Origin of the sequence: Sorangium sp. So ce448 (assembly GCF_051520915.1) — a bacterium.
Taxonomy (GTDB): Bacteria; Myxococcota_A; Polyangia; order Polyangiales; family Polyangiaceae; genus Sorangium; species Sorangium cellulosum_B.
Genome location: NZ_CP150343.1, coordinates 10,193,707 through 10,209,456 on the forward strand (window position 1 = coordinate 10,193,707; position 15,750 = coordinate 10,209,456).

Annotated in this window: 11 protein-coding genes and 1 riboswitch; of the genes, 2 read left to right on the plus strand and 9 right to left on the minus strand. The window is 67.5% G+C overall.

Annotated elements, in window-relative coordinates; translation table 11 throughout:
- Window positions 1-13 precede the first annotated feature (13 nt).
- The 3 genes from WMF45_RS38430 to WMF45_RS38440 form a co-directional block, all read right to left on the minus strand.
- On the minus strand, window positions 14-1,255 hold the full coding sequence (locus tag WMF45_RS38430) for a hypothetical protein (protein WP_437710908.1): 1,242 nt from the start codon (window positions 1,253-1,255) through the stop codon (window positions 14-16).
- Between the two features lie 49 nt (window positions 1,256-1,304).
- On the minus strand, window positions 1,305-3,335 hold the full coding sequence (locus tag WMF45_RS38435; RefSeq protein ID WP_437710909.1) for a TonB-dependent receptor domain-containing protein: 2,031 nt from the start codon (window positions 3,333-3,335) through the stop codon (window positions 1,305-1,307).
- An 846-nt stretch (window positions 3,336-4,181) separates the two neighbouring features.
- Window positions 4,182-4,386, minus strand: a riboswitch (cobalamin riboswitch).
- 280 nt (window positions 4,387-4,666) lie between these two features.
- Window positions 4,667-6,256, minus strand: a complete 1,590-nt coding sequence (locus WMF45_RS38440) for an IS1182 family transposase (RefSeq protein WP_437710910.1) — start codon at window positions 6,254-6,256, stop codon at window positions 4,667-4,669.
- Between the two features lie 190 nt (window positions 6,257-6,446).
- Here WMF45_RS38440 and WMF45_RS38445 point away from each other — a divergent pair, with 190 nt between their 5' ends.
- Window positions 6,447-8,231: a hypothetical protein gene (locus tag WMF45_RS38445; RefSeq protein ID WP_437710911.1), complete on the plus strand. Its 1,785-nt coding sequence runs from the start codon at window positions 6,447-6,449 to the stop codon at window positions 8,229-8,231.
- 94 nt (window positions 8,232-8,325) lie between these two features.
- On the opposite strand, the gene WMF45_RS38450 is transcribed toward WMF45_RS38445, so the two are convergent.
- Together WMF45_RS38450 and WMF45_RS38455 are read right to left on the minus strand one after the other, a co-directional pair.
- Window positions 8,326-9,564: a YncE family protein gene (locus tag WMF45_RS38450; protein ID WP_437710912.1), complete on the minus strand. Its 1,239-nt coding sequence runs from the start codon at window positions 9,562-9,564 to the stop codon at window positions 8,326-8,328.
- A 34-nt stretch (window positions 9,565-9,598) separates the two neighbouring features.
- A complete protein-coding gene (locus WMF45_RS38455; protein WP_437710913.1) occupies window positions 9,599-10,087 on the minus strand; it encodes a cytochrome c-type biogenesis protein in 489 nt (162 codons plus the stop codon).
- A gap of 289 nt (window positions 10,088-10,376) precedes the next feature.
- On the opposite strand from WMF45_RS38455, the gene WMF45_RS38460 reads away from it, so the two are divergent.
- The gene (locus WMF45_RS38460; RefSeq protein ID WP_437710914.1) at window positions 10,377-11,051 is read left to right on the plus strand and encodes an SCO family protein; all 675 of its coding nucleotides are present in this window, start codon (window positions 10,377-10,379) and stop codon (window positions 11,049-11,051) included.
- Here WMF45_RS38460 and WMF45_RS38465 read toward each other — a convergent pair.
- The 4 genes from WMF45_RS38465 to WMF45_RS38480 all read right to left on the minus strand — a co-directional run bounded on the left by WMF45_RS38465 (window position 10,964) and on the right by WMF45_RS38480 (window position 15,603).
- Entirely contained in the window at window positions 10,964-12,280 is a 1,317-nt protein-coding gene (locus tag WMF45_RS38465) for a c-type cytochrome (RefSeq protein WP_437710915.1), read from the minus strand. The two genes, WMF45_RS38460 and WMF45_RS38465, sit on opposite strands and share 88 nt — an antisense overlap.
- Window positions 12,281-12,314: 34 nt before the next feature.
- Entirely contained in the window at window positions 12,315-13,757 is a 1,443-nt protein-coding gene (locus tag WMF45_RS38470; RefSeq protein ID WP_437710916.1) for a c-type cytochrome, read from the minus strand.
- Between the two features lie 83 nt (window positions 13,758-13,840).
- The gene (locus WMF45_RS38475; protein ID WP_437710917.1) at window positions 13,841-14,407 is read right to left on the minus strand and encodes a response regulator transcription factor; all 567 of its coding nucleotides are present in this window, start codon (window positions 14,405-14,407) and stop codon (window positions 13,841-13,843) included.
- Window positions 14,404-15,603 (minus strand): sensor histidine kinase, encoded by a 1,200-nt coding sequence (locus tag WMF45_RS38480; RefSeq protein ID WP_437710918.1) that lies wholly within the window; start codon window positions 15,601-15,603, stop codon window positions 14,404-14,406. Before WMF45_RS38480 ends, WMF45_RS38475 begins: the two co-directional genes overlap by 4 nt.
- Between the last annotated feature and the right edge of the window lie 147 nt (window positions 15,604-15,750).

Consider the following 15,750-nt stretch of genomic DNA (forward strand, 5'->3'; position numbering starts at 1 on the left):
GCGTCGCCGCAGCTCAGCGCGCGCGCACGAGTCCTGTCACAAGCCCATTGATCAGGATCCCTTTCACGGGATCCGCTTCGACGCTCATGTCTTGTAACGTCGTCTCGCTGTAATCCGCGTTCGTGTCGGAGGCGAAAACACGGCTGTCCGTGCTCAAGTACTTCACGACCCCCGAGCCAGGCGGCACGCCCTCCACGACCGTCGCGGTCGTGAGCGATTCAAGGTCGATCTTCCACCACTTCCACGCAGCGGCAGCGTAGAGCGACAGCGCATCGGTCGTCGGGGAGATGGGGAACAAGCTCTCGTCGTACGCGCGCAGGTACGCCGTGCTGCCCGCGCCGGGCACGATCCCGCCGCCGGGGAAGCCCCCCGTGAGGTCCGAGACGTTGACGAAGAAGTCCGGGTCGAAGGCGTCCTCGCCCGCGCGCATGCGGATCAGGCACCCTGTCTTGCTGGCCTCGTCCCCACCGATGACGTTCAGCGCCGCGTTATAGGGGTCGCTCCCCAGGTAGAGATCGCCCGAGGGCGCGATCATCGAGTTCGAGACGCCGCCGCAGCGCTGGTCGTGCACGTAGGTCACCTCGTCCGTCTCGACGTCGATGAGGGCCGCCGAGGTCTCGGGGAGGATCTTGCTGAAGTTCTGGTCGTAGTAGAGCGCGATGACGACGAGCTGCTTGCCCCTGCGCTTGGGGATATAGTCGAAGTACGGGATCCACCCCTCGCGCTTCAACCCGCCGAGGTCGATGGCCTTCTGGATCGCCATCTCTTCGGGGTTCCAGGCGATGGCCTGGAGCGAGCTGTCATCGAGCAGGTAAGCCTTCGTCTCGGACACGAAGTGCAGCGATCGCGTCGATGCGCCCCCGGCGACGCCGTGACGATCGAAGCGGAGCTCCTGCGCCGCATCGAGCCTGCCCGACGGATCGAGATCATACCGCGTGAGCTGCGGGGTCTGCAGCAGCAGCGCATAGACCTTCTTCTCGCCGTCGATCCCGAAGAGGTGCACCTGGTCGGGGAGCTCGACGGCCTGCGCGTAGTCGACGGACTGCCCCTCATCGAGGGAGGGCGTCACGAAGAGCAGCGACGTCGCGTCCTGGCCCACCTGGAGGATCGTCGTCACCGCATAGAGCGGGCCGCTCGGGTACGCGCCGGCGCCCACCTGCTGCTCGTCGTCGGTCCCGCAACCGGCGACGCTTGCGGCGAGCGAGAGCGCCACAAGCGTCGCCTTGGTACAGCTTGTTCTGGGTGAGTCATTCATTGGCGTGTCCTCTTCGTCATCCAACGCATGGTCTCCTGCGATCCACGCGTCAAAGCTCGATCATTCCCTTGAAGTAAAATGCGCGCCCGGGCTTCTGAACACCGTAGAAATCCTGCGCCTTCGCGTCCGTCAGGTTCTGCACTTCCAACGTCGAGCTGACCGTCGTCGCGCCGTGGACCACGTACGTCAGGTCCGCCGTGTGGAGGAGCTGCGCCTCGATCACCGGTTTGTCCTCGCGACGCGCGACGCTCTCCCAGAACCGGAAGAACTCGTGCGTGTAGCGGGAAGTCCAGCCCAAGGCGAGCTGATCGCCTGGCGTCGCGACAGAGGAGAGCTGAGCGCGGGCCCTCGCGCTCCCGAACAGCCAGGGGAGGTTCGGGATGCGGTCCCCGGCCCTCTCGGCGAATTCCCCCTCGGTGGAGGTGTTGCGGAGGTCCTGATAGGTCGCGCTCGCCTCGACGCTGAAGTAGGAGCCAGGCGACACCCAGCCCGCTTGCCCCTCGATCCCGAGCGCGCGCACCGAATGCACGTTCTTGTGCTGGAAGTACATGTTGCCTCCGCGGAGGTAGACAAAATCCTCGGCCCACCGGGCGAAGGCGTTCACCTCTCCGCTGAACGCGCCGAGGCCTTTCTTCCGGCGGGAGAGCGCGAGCCCGAGGTTTCCATTGTGGCTGGTCTCCGGCTTGAGCTCGGGGTTCGGCTGGATGAGGATGCCGTTGCCAAAGATCTCGTCGGCGCCCGGCAGGCGCGTCGCGGCCTCGTACGACACCTTCGCGTAGAGCCAGTCGTTCAAATGGAGCCTCACCCCATCGCCGGCTCCCGCCCGGAGCGCGTCCATGCTCACAGGGACGAGCGCATTGCCCGCGAGCACCTGATCCGACGCGGCGTGCATCAGGTAGCCTTTCACGAAGGCGACGTTCTGCAGGCGGCCCCCGAGGAAGCTCGCGTCGAGCTCGAGGCCGCCCACGAGCTTGAGGAGATCGCGGCGGACCGCGAGGGGGTCGGGCTCGTCGGGGGCGAGCTTCGCGCGCTCCACCCCCGCACTTGTAACGAAGGTCGGCGAGACATTGAGCCGGAGAGCGCGCCGCGGTCCAGCGTGCCACGTGAGGAGCCCCCTGCCGAGAAAGCTCTCCTGCCAGATCGTTTGGTTCCGGGCCCGCCCGTCGATCTCGCCTGCCCTGCGCCGCACCCCCACGACGCGGCCCTCCCAGTCGTAGACGGCGCTGGAGATGTCCCGGAAGTCGGTCACGCGCCGCGAGCCGCTGGCGAGGAGATCGAGGTCCAGGCCATGCCACAGGGCCTCCGGCTGCGTGTAGCGGAGCGTTGCCCCGTAAAGCCCCTCACCGTAGGTGACCGCCCCATACGGCGTCGACATGAGCACGTCGTGCTGCAGGTCCTTGTCATAGTGGGAGGCGAACGCGCGGAGCGTCAGCCGCTTCACCCATGCGCGATCGACGAGGCCGACATCGAGTGAAGCGCCGCGCGCGCCGTAGGCATCGTGTCCCCGGTGCACGGTCGCGGCTCGAGGGCGTCCTGTCTCCTTGTCCGGGATCTCGGCGTCGGTAGGATAGTCGTTCCGCGCCGAGTCGATGAACGCGCTCACCGCAGCGAAGAAGCCGCTCTCCTCATGGCGGTAGCGAGCGCCCACGGTGGCACGGTAGGTCGCGAACGAGCCAACCTGGTACGATGCGTCGCCGCCCGTGTCGTAGTAGCTCTTTGGAGTGACCAGATCGACCGCGCCGCCGAGCGCGTCGGCTCCGAAGCGGATCGGGACGACCCCTCGGTAGATCTCGATGCGTTCGACGAGGTTGACCGGCACGCCGGCGAGACCAAGGGCGAGCCCCGCGAGCTCGAGCGGCACACCGTCCAGAAAGACACGGATCTGGTCGTTGTAGAATCCGTTGAGAGAGAAGCGCGCGCTGGTGCCGAGCCCGCCTGCGCGGGCGACGCTCACGCCTTGAGCCTGGTTCAAGACCTCGCCCATGTCCGCCGCCCGGCGCTTGGTGCGCGCGACCTCGAGGATCGAGACAGCCTCCGCGGACTCTCGATGCTCCTGCACTTCGCCCTTCTGCGCTCTCACCGTGACCTCTATCGGAGCGGCAGCGCCTGGCTCCGCGGCGTCACGAGCGGGTCCGGCCGGTTCGGGTCCAGGTGCAGCCTGCGCCAGCGCGACCCGAGCCGGGAGCGAGGCAGACACCGCGGCGATCACGAAACAAGCACGGGGAGACAAGGCGTTCCTCTCACGAGAGACGGTAGCACGATCTGCAACAAACGTGACACGCAATAATAGTGGTCATGGCGACGACCGCAAAACAAGGCAAAGAGAGATGATTTTCCGCTCCTTCTGAGCGGCGGGCATGGACGCACGTCGCGCGTACCGCTCCAACCGGACGGCCTCTCGGACCCGGGGATCCTCTCGAGGCCTCCAACAAAGCTGCCAAATCCGCGCGTGCGGCTGTGTCGAGCGTCACTGCCCCGGCGCGCACGCGCGCGCAACGATCCAGGCGACGCCCGTCATACCGTGTTGATTCTCTTGGCCAGTGTGCGCCTCCTCGTTTGCGTCGTCGTCTGGGGCGGGATCGAACCGCTCACGCCGAATTCGCGAGAAAGAGAGGCCTGCCGACCGCGTAGAGAACGCTGGACCCATCCAGCGGCGCGCATCTTCGTGCTCTACGGGCTCATCCACGTCGTTCGGCGCGCTGCGGCGTACCTTCGCACGCCTCACTCGACTGCCTAGCGGCTGAGCCCGTATCCCACGAATCTGCACCCCGCTATAGAAGGAGGCTTGGACAGACGCTTCGCCCCCGCGGGCGACTGGAAGACAACGCGGGGACGGGTCGGAACCGAGCCGGGCGCAGGACTACGCCGGATTCGGACCTACCCGCCTCCCTCGAGGCTTCCAGGTCGAACCGGCGTCGGATATCTCCCCGACGACCGGGCGCTGGTAGGTCTTCGGGCTCGTGAGCGTTCCGGCTACGCCGGGTTCCTACTGTCCACCGCTTCCCAGCCCGAGGGCCAGTGCTCGTCGTGGAGGTCGCTCTCACTTACCGCTGCGGGGCAGCCCCGGATTTCCACCGGGTTCCCTTTTAAGCCCGAGCCGAAGCTCAGGCACCAGCACGGGGCGGAGGATATCCTGATGCGCCTTGCACGTCAACCATGATCTCGGGCGAGGCCAAAATCTCGGGTACTGGAGCCATTGAGGAGGACGGCGCCACGTCCGGGCGATCGAGCCAGGAGCTCGGGCTCATCTCGGGAGGCCTCGACCGGTGTTCGCGTACCGAGCGGGTCGTCACGCAATGACAGTGGCAGCTCCCCGCTGCGACGCGGACATGCGGCGTACGTTTCTCTGTTCGTAAGCCGGAATCTATTCTAGAGCGACAAACACATTGAAAACCATTTAATTCCGTCAGGTTACGCTGCCTGCTGTATCAGGCGCTGGGCCGCCTCGAGATTCTGGATCGCTGCTGCGCGCCGGAGGTCGAAGAGATTTCGCCTGGCGCCGATGTAGCGTGCAGTGTGGCCCTTCCGTGCCGCGATGTGGGCGAGCGCATGCTCCACAGCTACCCGCTGGCGGAGCACGGCGCGACCTGCCCCCGTTTGCTGCAGCTTCCGGAATTTGCGCTGCAGAGTCTCGTCCTTCGCGATGGACACGGTCCGCCCCCGTCCCGAGGCGGCTTGGGTGCATCTGGCTCGGAGGGGGCACGCGCCGCACTCCTCAGGATCGAACTGGACCGTGTCGCCTGGCTCGAATACCTCGACCTGTCCTGCCGGACAGGTGATCGTCTTGGTGCGCAGGTCGATCTTGAAGTCGCGCTTGCTGAACAGGTTGGGGTTGCGAGCACGCTGTCCCCAGGGCTTCGAGAACACCTGGCCACCATCGCGGATCACATCGCCGACGACGGGACTGTTCACATAGGCGCGATCGATGTGGAGCTCGCCGACGTGCAGCCGCTGACGCCGGATGTCCTCGGCGATCGGTGCAGCCCCCTCTTCTTCGGGGCGATTCGCTGGCGTGACCGCACAGGCGACGATGACGGGAAGGTCCAGGTCGCGTGCGATGTGTTCCTTGTAGCCATCGAACCTCTTCGAGCGGCTCTTTCTGCCGTGGCGCATCTCGGCGTCCTCAATGGATACACGGCGGTCGGCTGCAACACCTTGACGGATGCGAACGGTCCCATCCTCACCCGTTTCCAGGTCTTGGTCCCGAACCTGTGTGACCGCATCCAAGTAGAAGCGGAGCGGCTGCTCGACGACGTCGTCCAGATGGCGGTCCACCCACTGATGCAGCGACGAGACCTGCCGCTCCAGGATCTGAATCGCCGCCGCCTTCTGTTTCGGGTCGCTCCAATCGAGGTCGAGCCCCGCCTTGATGCTGGGCGCCAGCAGCAGCGGAATGCCCGCCTTGCGGCAGATCTCCTCGGGCGGGCGCTCCATGATCTTCGACACGACGCGAACGATGCTGCGTGCTGCATGGCCGAGCAGGTTGATCGTGTCCTCAACCCGCCCGGCTCCCGCTAAAGGGCGGCTATCGACGGCCACGCGCAGCGCTTTGGACACCGCACGCCTCTCGCCCTCCGTCATCGCGCCGGACCGAACGAGCGCCACGGTCCGCTCCAGCAGCACCCGGTCCATCTCATGCTCGACCATCCGCTCTCGGAACCCCTGCAGCGCGCCCTGCGAGAACGCGGGCGTGGCCGCCCCCAGGCAGCCGAGCACCATCTGCCAGCGAAGGTCGACGATCGACAGCTCCACCGCCTCGGCATCCGATGCACCGACGTAGCCCTGGAGCAGCGTGACCATGCACATCAGCGCCGGCGGATGCGGCGGCTCACCTGCGCCCGTGGTCCGGTACATGCTCTCGAGCTGCTCCTGGAACGTCTCGTCGAATAGCTCGTGCCGGTGCAGCCTGAGAAAGCCGAACAGGGCTCGCACCCGGGTCAACCGCTTCATGAGCGCCTGTTCCTGCCGCGACAGCTCCACCGGTGGCAACCATCGTTCCATCCGTGCACCTCCGGATGCGGACGAGATCATGGTCCGACGAGACCGTCGAGCGCTTCCGTCGAAGCGCTCGGGATTACCACAAAATCAAACTGATCGGTCCTCTAGAAGCCGCGCTGCCGCCCCGCCGCGGCAACGTGCCGTGCTCCTTCGCGTTGCGGAAACGCGACCCTGCCCTACGTCCCGAGGCGAAATGACATCGGACACTCCAGGCCGCATCGAGCGGTGGCTTCGTCACCCGTATGCCTTCAGAGCGGTTCTTTTCGTCGCGTTCGCATTGGCGCTGCCGTCCATCGCGATCGGCTTCCACACCGACGATTACATGCTTCTCGGCTTCCTCGCGAGGTCATATCCTGGCAGTCCTCCATGGTACGATCTCTACAACTTTGCCCCTGGCGGCGCGCGCGACACACAGGCGCTCATCGAGGCATCAGGATTGCCCTGGTGGACACATCCTGAGCTCAAGCTCCACCTGTTCCCTCCCCTGGCGAGCGCCCTGCTCACCATCGAGCGCCTCGTCTTTGGCAGCGCTCCGCTCGGCTACCACCTCGTCTCTATCGCGCTCTACCTCGCGCTGGTCGTCGCCGTCGGACGGCTGTTCCGGAGGGTGCTGCCGGGCGCGACCGCCGCCCTTGCGCTGCTGCTCTTCGCCATCAACGAGGATCACGCGACCCCGTTCGGCTGGATCGCCTGCCAGCATCTGCTGCTCGCCACGCTCTCGACGGTGCTCGGGCTGCTGGCCTGGCTGCGCTACAGCGAAGCGGGATGGCGCCCGGGGCGTTACTGCGGCCCGCTCGGCATCGGCATCGGGCTCCTCGGCAGCGAGGCGGCGCTCGGGGGGGCGGCTTACTGGGTCGCCTATCAGCTCGCGGGTCCGGCGCGGCCCGGCTGCGTGGCCGGGTGGCGCGCCCGCCTCCTCCGCGCGTCCCCGGTGCTCGGCCTCCTCGCCTACTTCGCCGCCTACCGCGCGATCGATGGCGGCGCCGCGAACAGCAGCATGTACGTCGACCCGCTGTCGAGCCCCGGGGAGTTCGCGCGCGCTGCTGCCGAGCGCCTGCCCATACTCCTCGGCAATGCCCTGGCGCTCGTGCCCAGCGGCCTCTCGATCACGCAACCCAAGGTCCCTTTCATCCTCGCCGGGCTCACGGCCACCGCGTGCGTCGCGCTGCTTTACCGCGCGTGCCTACCCTCGATCCTCCACGAGGAACGGGCCGCGCTGCGCTGGCTCGTCCCGGGCGCCGTCATGGCGCTCGTCACGACCCTGGGAGGCTTTCCTGGAGCGCGCCTCCTCTTGCCGTCGAACATCGGCTTCGCGCCCTTGTTTGCCGTGCTCCTCGTGCGGGGACTCCGCCGCGGCCCTTCGCCCTGGACCTCGTCCTTGGGCCGCCGTGCCGGCGCCGCGCTCCTCGGCGTCTTGCACGTCGCGCTCGCGCCGTGCCTGTTGATCATCGGCACCCGCGCGCATGCTCAGCTCGCGCGGAAGGTCGAGGACGCCGCCCGCAACGCGGAGATCGGCGCCGCACCCGGACAGCGAGTCTTCGTCGCCGCTGCGTCCGATCCGATGGCGGCCGAGTATCCGCGGGCGGTGTTCGCCGTAAGGTCTCCGGGCGCGCTCTCCTGCTGGTCGAACCTGTCGATGGCCAAGGTCGCACACCACCTCACGCGCACGGGCCCCTCGTCGTTCACCCTCACGCCTGTCTCAAGCACCCTGCTGACTGGACCTTTCGAAACCGTCTATCGCGCTGCCGCCTCGCCGCTCGATGGGGGAGAGCGGGTCCTCCAGTGCGGCGCCACGATCCGGGTCTCGGCCGTCGAGGAAGGAAGACCGTCACGAATTGACGTCGATCTGGGCGCTCCTCTCGAAGATCCGGGACTCGTGCTCTTGGCATGGCGCGAGGGGAAGCTCCGCCGTGTCGCGCCGCCCCCCGTCGGCGCGACGGTGGAGCTCCCGTGGTCTCCAGGACCGCTCGGGCTCTAGCCTGGTTCGCGCGAGGATCGCAGACGCTCTCCCGCCGGTCGTAGAGGCCAGTGATCGGTCGGCTGCTCGGGCTGCCGGTCACCTGCTCGCGCCCTCATCGCGCCCCCGCCACGACGCGCGCGAACGCGTCGGGAGAGAGGCCCACCTCGGCCTCGCTGCGCGTCTCCAGCGTCTCGGGATCGAGCCGGAGCACCTTGCCCGGCGTCGCGGCCTGGTCGCCCTCGCAGACGATGAAGAGCCCGTGCTCCTCATCGAATTCGGCGAGGTGCGGCCTGAAGCATTCCTCGCTGATGTTCCGGGAGACGGCGTCGCGATCGTCCGAGGTCACGCCGATCCGCGCGATCGCGTCAGGCACCTGCGTCGGCACGTAGACGGCGCTGCCGCCAGGGGTCCACGCGCTGAAGTAGGGCGCGCCGATCGTGAGGATCGTCTTGGATTCGTCGAACGTTTCCGACGCGACATCGAAGAAGCGCACGTCCCTGCTCTGCGTGTTGCTCACGGCGATGGTCGTCCCATCAGGCGACATGACAGCGGTGTAGGGCCCGTAGCCCGAGGAGTGGGCGCCGGGCTTCAGGGGCGGGCCGACAGGGACGAGCCTTACCTCGGCGGCCGGGTCCGTCAGGTCGACGATCGCGAGGGCGTCCTCGCCATAACAAGCGACGTAGGCCCGGGCGCCATCCGGCCGCGAGAGGGCGATCCCGTTCGCGGCCTTGCAGACCGGGATGAGCGTCGGCTCGGCCGAGCCGCCAGGCAAGAACGCGTCTGGATCCATGACCGCGAGCGATGAGCGCGCCGCCTCGGGGTCCTCTGGGTTCTCAAGCATGCGCTTGAGATCGAAATGAGAGACGACCATGCGCCCGCCGTCCTCCGAGATCACGAGGTCGCCCGGGTTGGCCTCGACGCGCACCTGCCCGAGGACACGCAGATCGGCCAGCGCGAGCTTCTGGACATAGCCGGCCACCGTGCTCCCGCCGTGCTCCGCATGGGGGCCGCTCGAATCGGCGGTGGCAGGGTACGACAGCGTGATGTAGAGCGCGCCGCCCGCGGCGTCCACGGCCACGCGGTGAGGGCCATCGATCGTCACGGGATCGCGGCCCACGGGGTGGACGCCGAAGCGCTCCCCTGTCTCGAGCGCGATGAGGGAGATCGTATCGGAGAGGCTATCGGTCACCACACCCATCCCGCCGTCCGGAATCATGATCTCCGGACGCCGATTCGGATAGGGGTCGCCCTCGTAGACATCGTAGCGGTATTCGATGACGGGATCGGGATCGCTGCAGCTCGCCAGCGTCGCCGCCGCGAGCGCGCAACCCAGGAATCGCGCAATGACCATGGCTGACCTCGAGATGAGCGCCCCGCGGGTGCGCTCATGCATCGCGCTCCCGGAGCTCGTCGTCGAGACGCTCGTCGTACTCGTCGCGGGCAGCCGCGAGGGCGCCTCCGGACGGAGCGGCCTGCGCTGCGTTGCTCCGCCACGATCGCAGGAGGGCAAAGATCCCGAGGAAGGTCACCGCGATGCCCAGCATCAATCCCAGCGCGACCTTGCCGAGCGCGCCTGACGAGGGCGCCGCGCGGAGGCGTTCGCCGTATCGCGCCACGAGGTCCTGCTCGATGGCGTCGGCCGCCTCGCCCCGACGGAGACGCGCGTGGATCTCGCGACGAAGATCGCGCGCCACCTCCGATTCATGGACATCGAGCGTCTGATCCCAGCAGCAAGGCGCGAGCAGACGCGCCGCGAGGGCCCGCTCGCCGGGCGCCGGGGTCGAGTCGACGAGCTCGGAGGCCACCTGGCTGGGCGGCGCGGGCTCGGCCCTGCCGGTGAGCGCCATGCCAGCAACGGCCGCGGCCAGCGCCATCGCGCGGCGCCAGCGCCAGCTCCGCGGCGCTCGGACACGCAGAGGCGAACCCACGTCGCGCGCGCCGTGAGGGGAACGGACCGGGGCATTCGCAGCGCCGCGGTGCTCTCGCTGGCTCATGGCGAAACAGACTACCGCTACCGGCCTCCATGGCCCTGCGACACGATGTCGCGCTGGTCACCACGCGGCCACATGCGCGCCGGAGGTCGCGATAGGGCAGCATCGCTCGACGAGATGCGACACGGTGACGCATTGCTCGACCTGCACGGCTCGACCTACTGTCGCGCGCATGCCGCACGACGTTCTCTCCTCCTCCACATCTCCGGCGCCATCGCTGGCAGGCGCCGGAGCGCCGGTTCGCCGGCGCGGCCGCCTGCGCCCGGTGCGGATAGGGCTCTGCGTCTCCGCGCTCGCGGGGATCACCTTCGTCGGCGTGCTGTCGCGTGTGCGCGAGGCGCCCGCCTCGCCGCCCGTGCTCGGCGAGATGCCGGCGTTCTCGATGACGGATCAGGACGGTCGCCCCGTCACGCGGGAGTCGCTCCGCGAGAAGACGCTGATCGTCGACTTCTTCTATGCGAGCTGTCCCGTGTCGTGCCCGAGGCTCTCGGCGCAGATGGCAGCGTTCCAGGAGCGGATCGCCCAGCGCAGCGCGGCGCGCGGACAGGCGCTCCCCATCCACCTCGTCTCGATCACGCTGGACCCGGAGAACGACGCACCCGACGTGCTGCGACGCACGCCGCGTCCTTACGCGGGTCGAAAAGCGCAGGTGAGCCGACTGCGGGGCGGGGAGCGTGGATGGGTGGCCGCTCGATCGGAGGACTGGACGCCGGCGCCATGCACGAGCGTGGCGCCAGGAGGTCTGCAGCGCGGTAGCGCTCAATGCGCCGCTGCCCCGGTCTCCAGCATGTACTCGGCGATCTGCCGGAGGCGCTCGTCCCCGAGCGAGGCGAACGGTGGCATCTGAGGCGCATCAGCGCGCTTCTTCCCGGGTGCCCGGGCCCACGTCACGATGCCGTTCGGGTTGCCTGCGTAGATCTGAGCGATCTCGGTGAGCGACGGCCCGACGATCCGACGGTCGACGCCGTGACACGCGCCGCAGGTGTTGTGGAAGAGATGTTGCCCATCGCTGACGCCCGCGGCGGCGCGCTCACGTCCCACGCGGAGGTCGTACGCCGCTTGGGCCGAGTCATCGACCCACCGGCGAGTCACCTCCTGCATTTCCGCTCGATGCTCGGCGAGAGCCACGCCCCGGTACATGTGTCGACCGAGGGCCATGCAAAACACGGTGAGCGAGATGTACCCGACGATGAGCGGCAGACGTTTGCCATGCGGCTCAAAGACCGACAGCTCTCTCCACATCATCCAGACCGCGGGAACCGCGACGCCAGCGCCGATCAGGATCGGGGTTACGACCGACACGTGGAAGCCCTTCGAAGGGAGCGTGAATAGCACGAGCGGCCCTACGATGAACTGCGCCAGAGAGACGGCGAAGGCGACGGAGTAGAAGATGCGCCGAAGCCCCGGCCGCGTGAGCCGCTCGAAGGTCTCCTCGGCTGGAAACTTGCTCCGGCCGAAGTACCAGACTCCGAAGAGGCTCGTCAGGATGAGTGACGCGCAGAGGAAGTGAAAGTATCGAGGGAAGACGTTCGGCAGCAGAAGCGAGCTGAGAAAACCTCGAACCCCAGTCCAGCGCTCCGGGAACATCATCAGGTTCACGTTCGCCAGGAACACGAGCGGGATGACGAGAAAGAGCGCTACCGCGAGTCCGAGGATCGCGATGTGAAGCCGCTTCTGTGTCTCGAGCCGATCCCACGTGTACTTGTGGAGGTAGAGGAGGAGGAACGTCGTCGCGATCGCCGGGATCAACAGGATCCACGCCGTACCCGTGAGCGCGTTCGCTGTGTAGAAGTGGATCGTGTACAGGACGTTGATGAGCAGGAGCGGCGCGACGCCGAGCACCACGGCGAGGCTCTTGTTGACCGTGACGGTCGCCGCGAGCGCGCGTGCGAGCTTGTCGAAGTCGCGGTCACGAAGGCCACGGATCTCGAAGCCGAGCACGAGAAGCGAGCCGCCCACCATCAGGTTGACGAGCAGAATGTGGGCGATGAAGGCAATGACGAGCAGCCCCTCCAGCAGCCCCTGACTTGCTGGGAGCGGGAGGGGAATGTCTCTCGGGATGGGTGTCGGGTTCATGTCCTGCGAATCCTTGAATTCTTGAGGGGAGCGGTCACGGGTCGACGGCGAGCGTTCCGTCGCTTCGTCGCTTCGGCCGCGGTGGCGCCGCGACCCCCGTGACCTGCGCTCCTTCGATGACGTCGCGCTGGGTCTGAAGGCTCTCGAGCCACGCCGCGAGAGCCTGCTTCTCCTGTTCGTTCCCGGGGAACGGCGGCATGAAGGGCCGCGCGTTGTGCATCGCCCCGATGTAGCTGGCGATGGCATCACGCCGCCAGGGCTCCGCGTAGTCCCACGAATCGCGGTTGCTGTACATGCCTTCGAGGAGCCCGCGGATGCCGTTCACGCCGTCGACCGTGTGACATCGCGTGCATGCGAGGTTGAAGACCTCGCGCCCGGCCTCGAGCTCATTCTCCGGCGTGATCCGGCGGACCGCCGTGTACGTCGCGTGCGCGAGGAGCCCGTCGCGCTGCAGCAGCGGATAGTCTTCCTCACGGAGGCCGTTCGCGTACAGATACCCGGCGATCGCGTACGGCTTTCGAACGAACTCGCGCACGCGCTCGAACGTGCCGAGGAGCAGGACGGTGAGCACCGCGGGCACGACGAACGCCCAGCGACGGAGGCTGGCCGGACGAGCGGACCCCCAGGCCATCACGAGCGCGATAGCGATGCAGGCGCCACCTAGCACCCACAGCGCAGTGCGCGCCCATCCCTCGAGCATCTGCGTGAGGAGCGCGACGGGGATGTTCGCCTGCATCGCCGCGGGGACGACGCGCGCATACCACCAGCCGCCCGCGACGCACGGGAGCGTCCAGAACAGGGACCAGTGGGCGATCGACCTGACCGCTTGCGCGCGAAGCGCCGATCCGCGCTCGGTGACCCACAGCAACGCGGCGAGGCCGAACGCGCCTGCCATGACCATGGCGAGGGGGGTGCGGAACGCGAGCTGCGGCAGGTAGATCGGGTTGAACATCCCGCTAAAGAGCGTCCGGTCGGTGCGCCACGAGCCGGGGTCCATCATGAATCCGAGGATGGACACGATCAGCGCCATCGTGATCCATGAGGCGATGGAGAGCGCAGCGCCCAGCTTGACGTGCGCCCGCTTGCGCGGCCCGGTCCACCTCTTCCAGCTCAGGTAGTAGGCCAGGATGAGAACGACCTCGGTCACGAACACGAGCCATTCGGTGAACCATGTCCAGAAGAAGACCCGGATCAGGCTCCCGATGGCGTACGGGTTCACGAGCGACGCGGAGAGCCAGATGCCCACGCCGGTGAGCGCGCCGACGGTCGTCGTGACGATGAAGAAGAAGGAGAGGAGGCGGTGCGCCAGAGCGTCCCAGGACTCATCGCCGGTCTGGACGCCCCGTCGTTCGAGGTAAGCCACCAGCGGAATGCCACCGACTGCCATACCATGGTTGATGACCACGTGCAGCACCGCGATGATCGCGATGAGCATGCGGTTGTTGAGGAAGTCGAGGTGGAATACAGGCAGGTCCATGCCTCACCTATGTGCACGAGCTCGGCCGGCTTTTCAGCGTGGCCAAGGGTCGCGCGACGAAATGCCCATCACGGGCTCGGGCATCACGGGCTCGGGCGCTTACCGAGCTTGCGCTGCAGTGAACGACGATGCAGCCCGAGGAGCGCCGCCGCCTGGGTGATGTTGCCACCGCAGCTGACGAGCACCCGGTCGATGTGTTCCCACTCTACACGTTCAAGCGACGGGACCGAGGTCGGCGGCGGCTCGTCAGCGGGCGACCCGTCGTGGTCGAACGCCGCGACAATCTCGTCAATGTCGGCGGGTTTCGTCAGATAGTGGACGGCCCCCGACCGAACTGCGTCCAGGGCCGTCGCGATGCTGCCGTAGCCGGTCAAGACCACGACGCGGGTTGTGGGGTCGAGCTCGTGGAGCTTCCGCACGGCATGGAGGCCCGACGCGCGCGGCATGCGAAGGTCGACGACTGCGCACTCAGGAGTTTCGAGCTGAGCGCGGCGAATCGCCTCCTCGACGGAGGGCACTCCGACCGCCTCGAAGCCTCGCTCTGCGAGCGCGCGTACGAGACGGTCACGAAAGGCGTCTTCATCGTCGACGACGAGAACAGAGCGGCCCTCGTTCTCATGGGCGTGCTCACGATGCGCGGTCTGGCTCATGCTTCCCCCCGCAGGGCATCGGGAGCGAGGCAGAGCTCCACGTCGGAGCCTCCGCCTGGCCGAGCCTGGAAGAGGATGTATCCGCCGGTGCGCTCCGCGTAGGCCCGCGCGAGATAGACTCCGAGCCCCAAGCCGCCGCGGTCCGCCTTCGTCGTCACGAAGGGCTCACCTAGCTTCGCCTGGATGTCTGCCGGGAGCCCGCTCCCCCGGTCCAGCACATGAAAGCAGAGGCGCTCGCCCGCGACGATTCGCAGCTCGACAGGCGCTTCGACACCGGCGTCCTCCTGGGCGTCGAACGCGTTGCGGATCAGGTTGTGGAGCATCTGCGCGAGGGTCTTGACCGGGGCCACGAGCGCGGCAAGGCTGCTGGCGTCGTCGTCGTACGTGAGGCGAAGATGCGGGATGAGCGCCGGGGACATGAGACGAAGGAGCTCCGCAACTACCCGTTCAGGCGTCGCGCGGACCGGCATTTCGCCGACGGATTCGCCCGCGCGCGCGGAGATGTCGGCGAGGATCTCGCGACAACGAGCCACCTCGCGACACACCAGGTCGGCGTCCGCGGCCAGCCCGCTGCTCCGAGGCTCGCGTCGAAGCCCGATCGCCAGCTCCTTCGCGGCGAGGCCGATGGTGGCGAGCGGTGAACCGAGCTCGTGCGCCGCATTTGCGGAGAAGCTCGAGAGCGTGGCGAGGCGCTCGTTCTGCGCGGCGAGGCTTGCAATCTCTGCCAAGCGCTGATCCCGGCCCCGGATCGCTCGCGACACACGCCCGACGAAGTACGCCACGAACCCTGCCGCGAGGACATAGGCGATCCACATCCCGACCAGGTGCGTCGACCAAGGCCCGTGATCATGGAACGCCATGTGTTGTGACGGGATGAAGAAGAGCGCGGCGAAACCCGCGATGGTGAGGACGACAACCGTCCAGGCCAGCCGGGCCTCGAGCAACAGCGCCGCGAGCGCCACATGCACAAGGAAGAAGACCGTGAAGGGATTGCTCGCCCCTCCAGAGGCTGCCAGCATCAGCGTGAGGACGACGACATCGATCGCGAGGACCGCAGGGAGTCTCCAGGTGGTGGTAGACGGCTGTCCCCACAGCAGGAGGCCAGCGTTCGTCGCGGCGGTGAACGTCACCAAGCCGAGGAGCGGCACATACGGCAAGTCGAGCGCGAGGATCACCCGGACCAAGACCAGGGCCATGAGCTGTCCGGCAACCGCGCCCCAGCGCAGCTTGAGCAACCAGGAGAGCCCGAGTTGAAGCTCCGTTTCTTCTTCGGCAGGCGCGGCCTTCCTGCGCCGTGCCAGGATGGGAGCCGCCGAACCTGCTGTCGTGGGCGCGGCCGCATC

Excerpts from the sequence above, each read along its gene's own strand:
- WMF45_RS38430 (WP_437710908.1), bottom strand. The coding sequence starts at position 1,255 with ATGAATGACTCACCCAGAACAAGCTGTACCAAGGCGACGCTTGTGGCG.
- WMF45_RS38440 (WP_437710910.1), bottom strand. The coding sequence starts at position 6,256 with ATGGAACGATGGTTGCCACCGGTGGAGCTGTCGCGGCAGGAACAGGCG.
- WMF45_RS38445 (WP_437710911.1), top strand. The coding sequence starts at position 6,447 with ATGACATCGGACACTCCAGGCCGCATCGAGCGGTGGCTTCGTCACCCG.
- WMF45_RS38450 (WP_437710912.1), bottom strand. The coding sequence starts at position 9,564 with ATGGTCATTGCGCGATTCCTGGGTTGCGCGCTCGCGGCGGCGACGCTG.
- WMF45_RS38455 (WP_437710913.1), bottom strand. The coding sequence starts at position 10,087 with ATGGCGCTGGCCGCGGCCGTTGCTGGCATGGCGCTCACCGGCAGGGCC.
- WMF45_RS38460 (WP_437710914.1), top strand. The coding sequence starts at position 10,377 with ATGCCGCACGACGTTCTCTCCTCCTCCACATCTCCGGCGCCATCGCTG.
- WMF45_RS38465 (WP_437710915.1), bottom strand. The coding sequence starts at position 12,280 with ATGAACCCGACACCCATCCCGAGAGACATTCCCCTCCCGCTCCCAGCA.
- WMF45_RS38470 (WP_437710916.1), bottom strand. The coding sequence starts at position 13,757 with ATGGACCTGCCTGTATTCCACCTCGACTTCCTCAACAACCGCATGCTC.
- WMF45_RS38475 (WP_437710917.1), bottom strand. The coding sequence starts at position 14,407 with ATGAGCCAGACCGCGCATCGTGAGCACGCCCATGAGAACGAGGGCCGC.
- WMF45_RS38480 (WP_437710918.1), bottom strand. The coding sequence starts at position 15,603 with ATGGCCCTGGTCTTGGTCCGGGTGATCCTCGCGCTCGACTTGCCGTAT.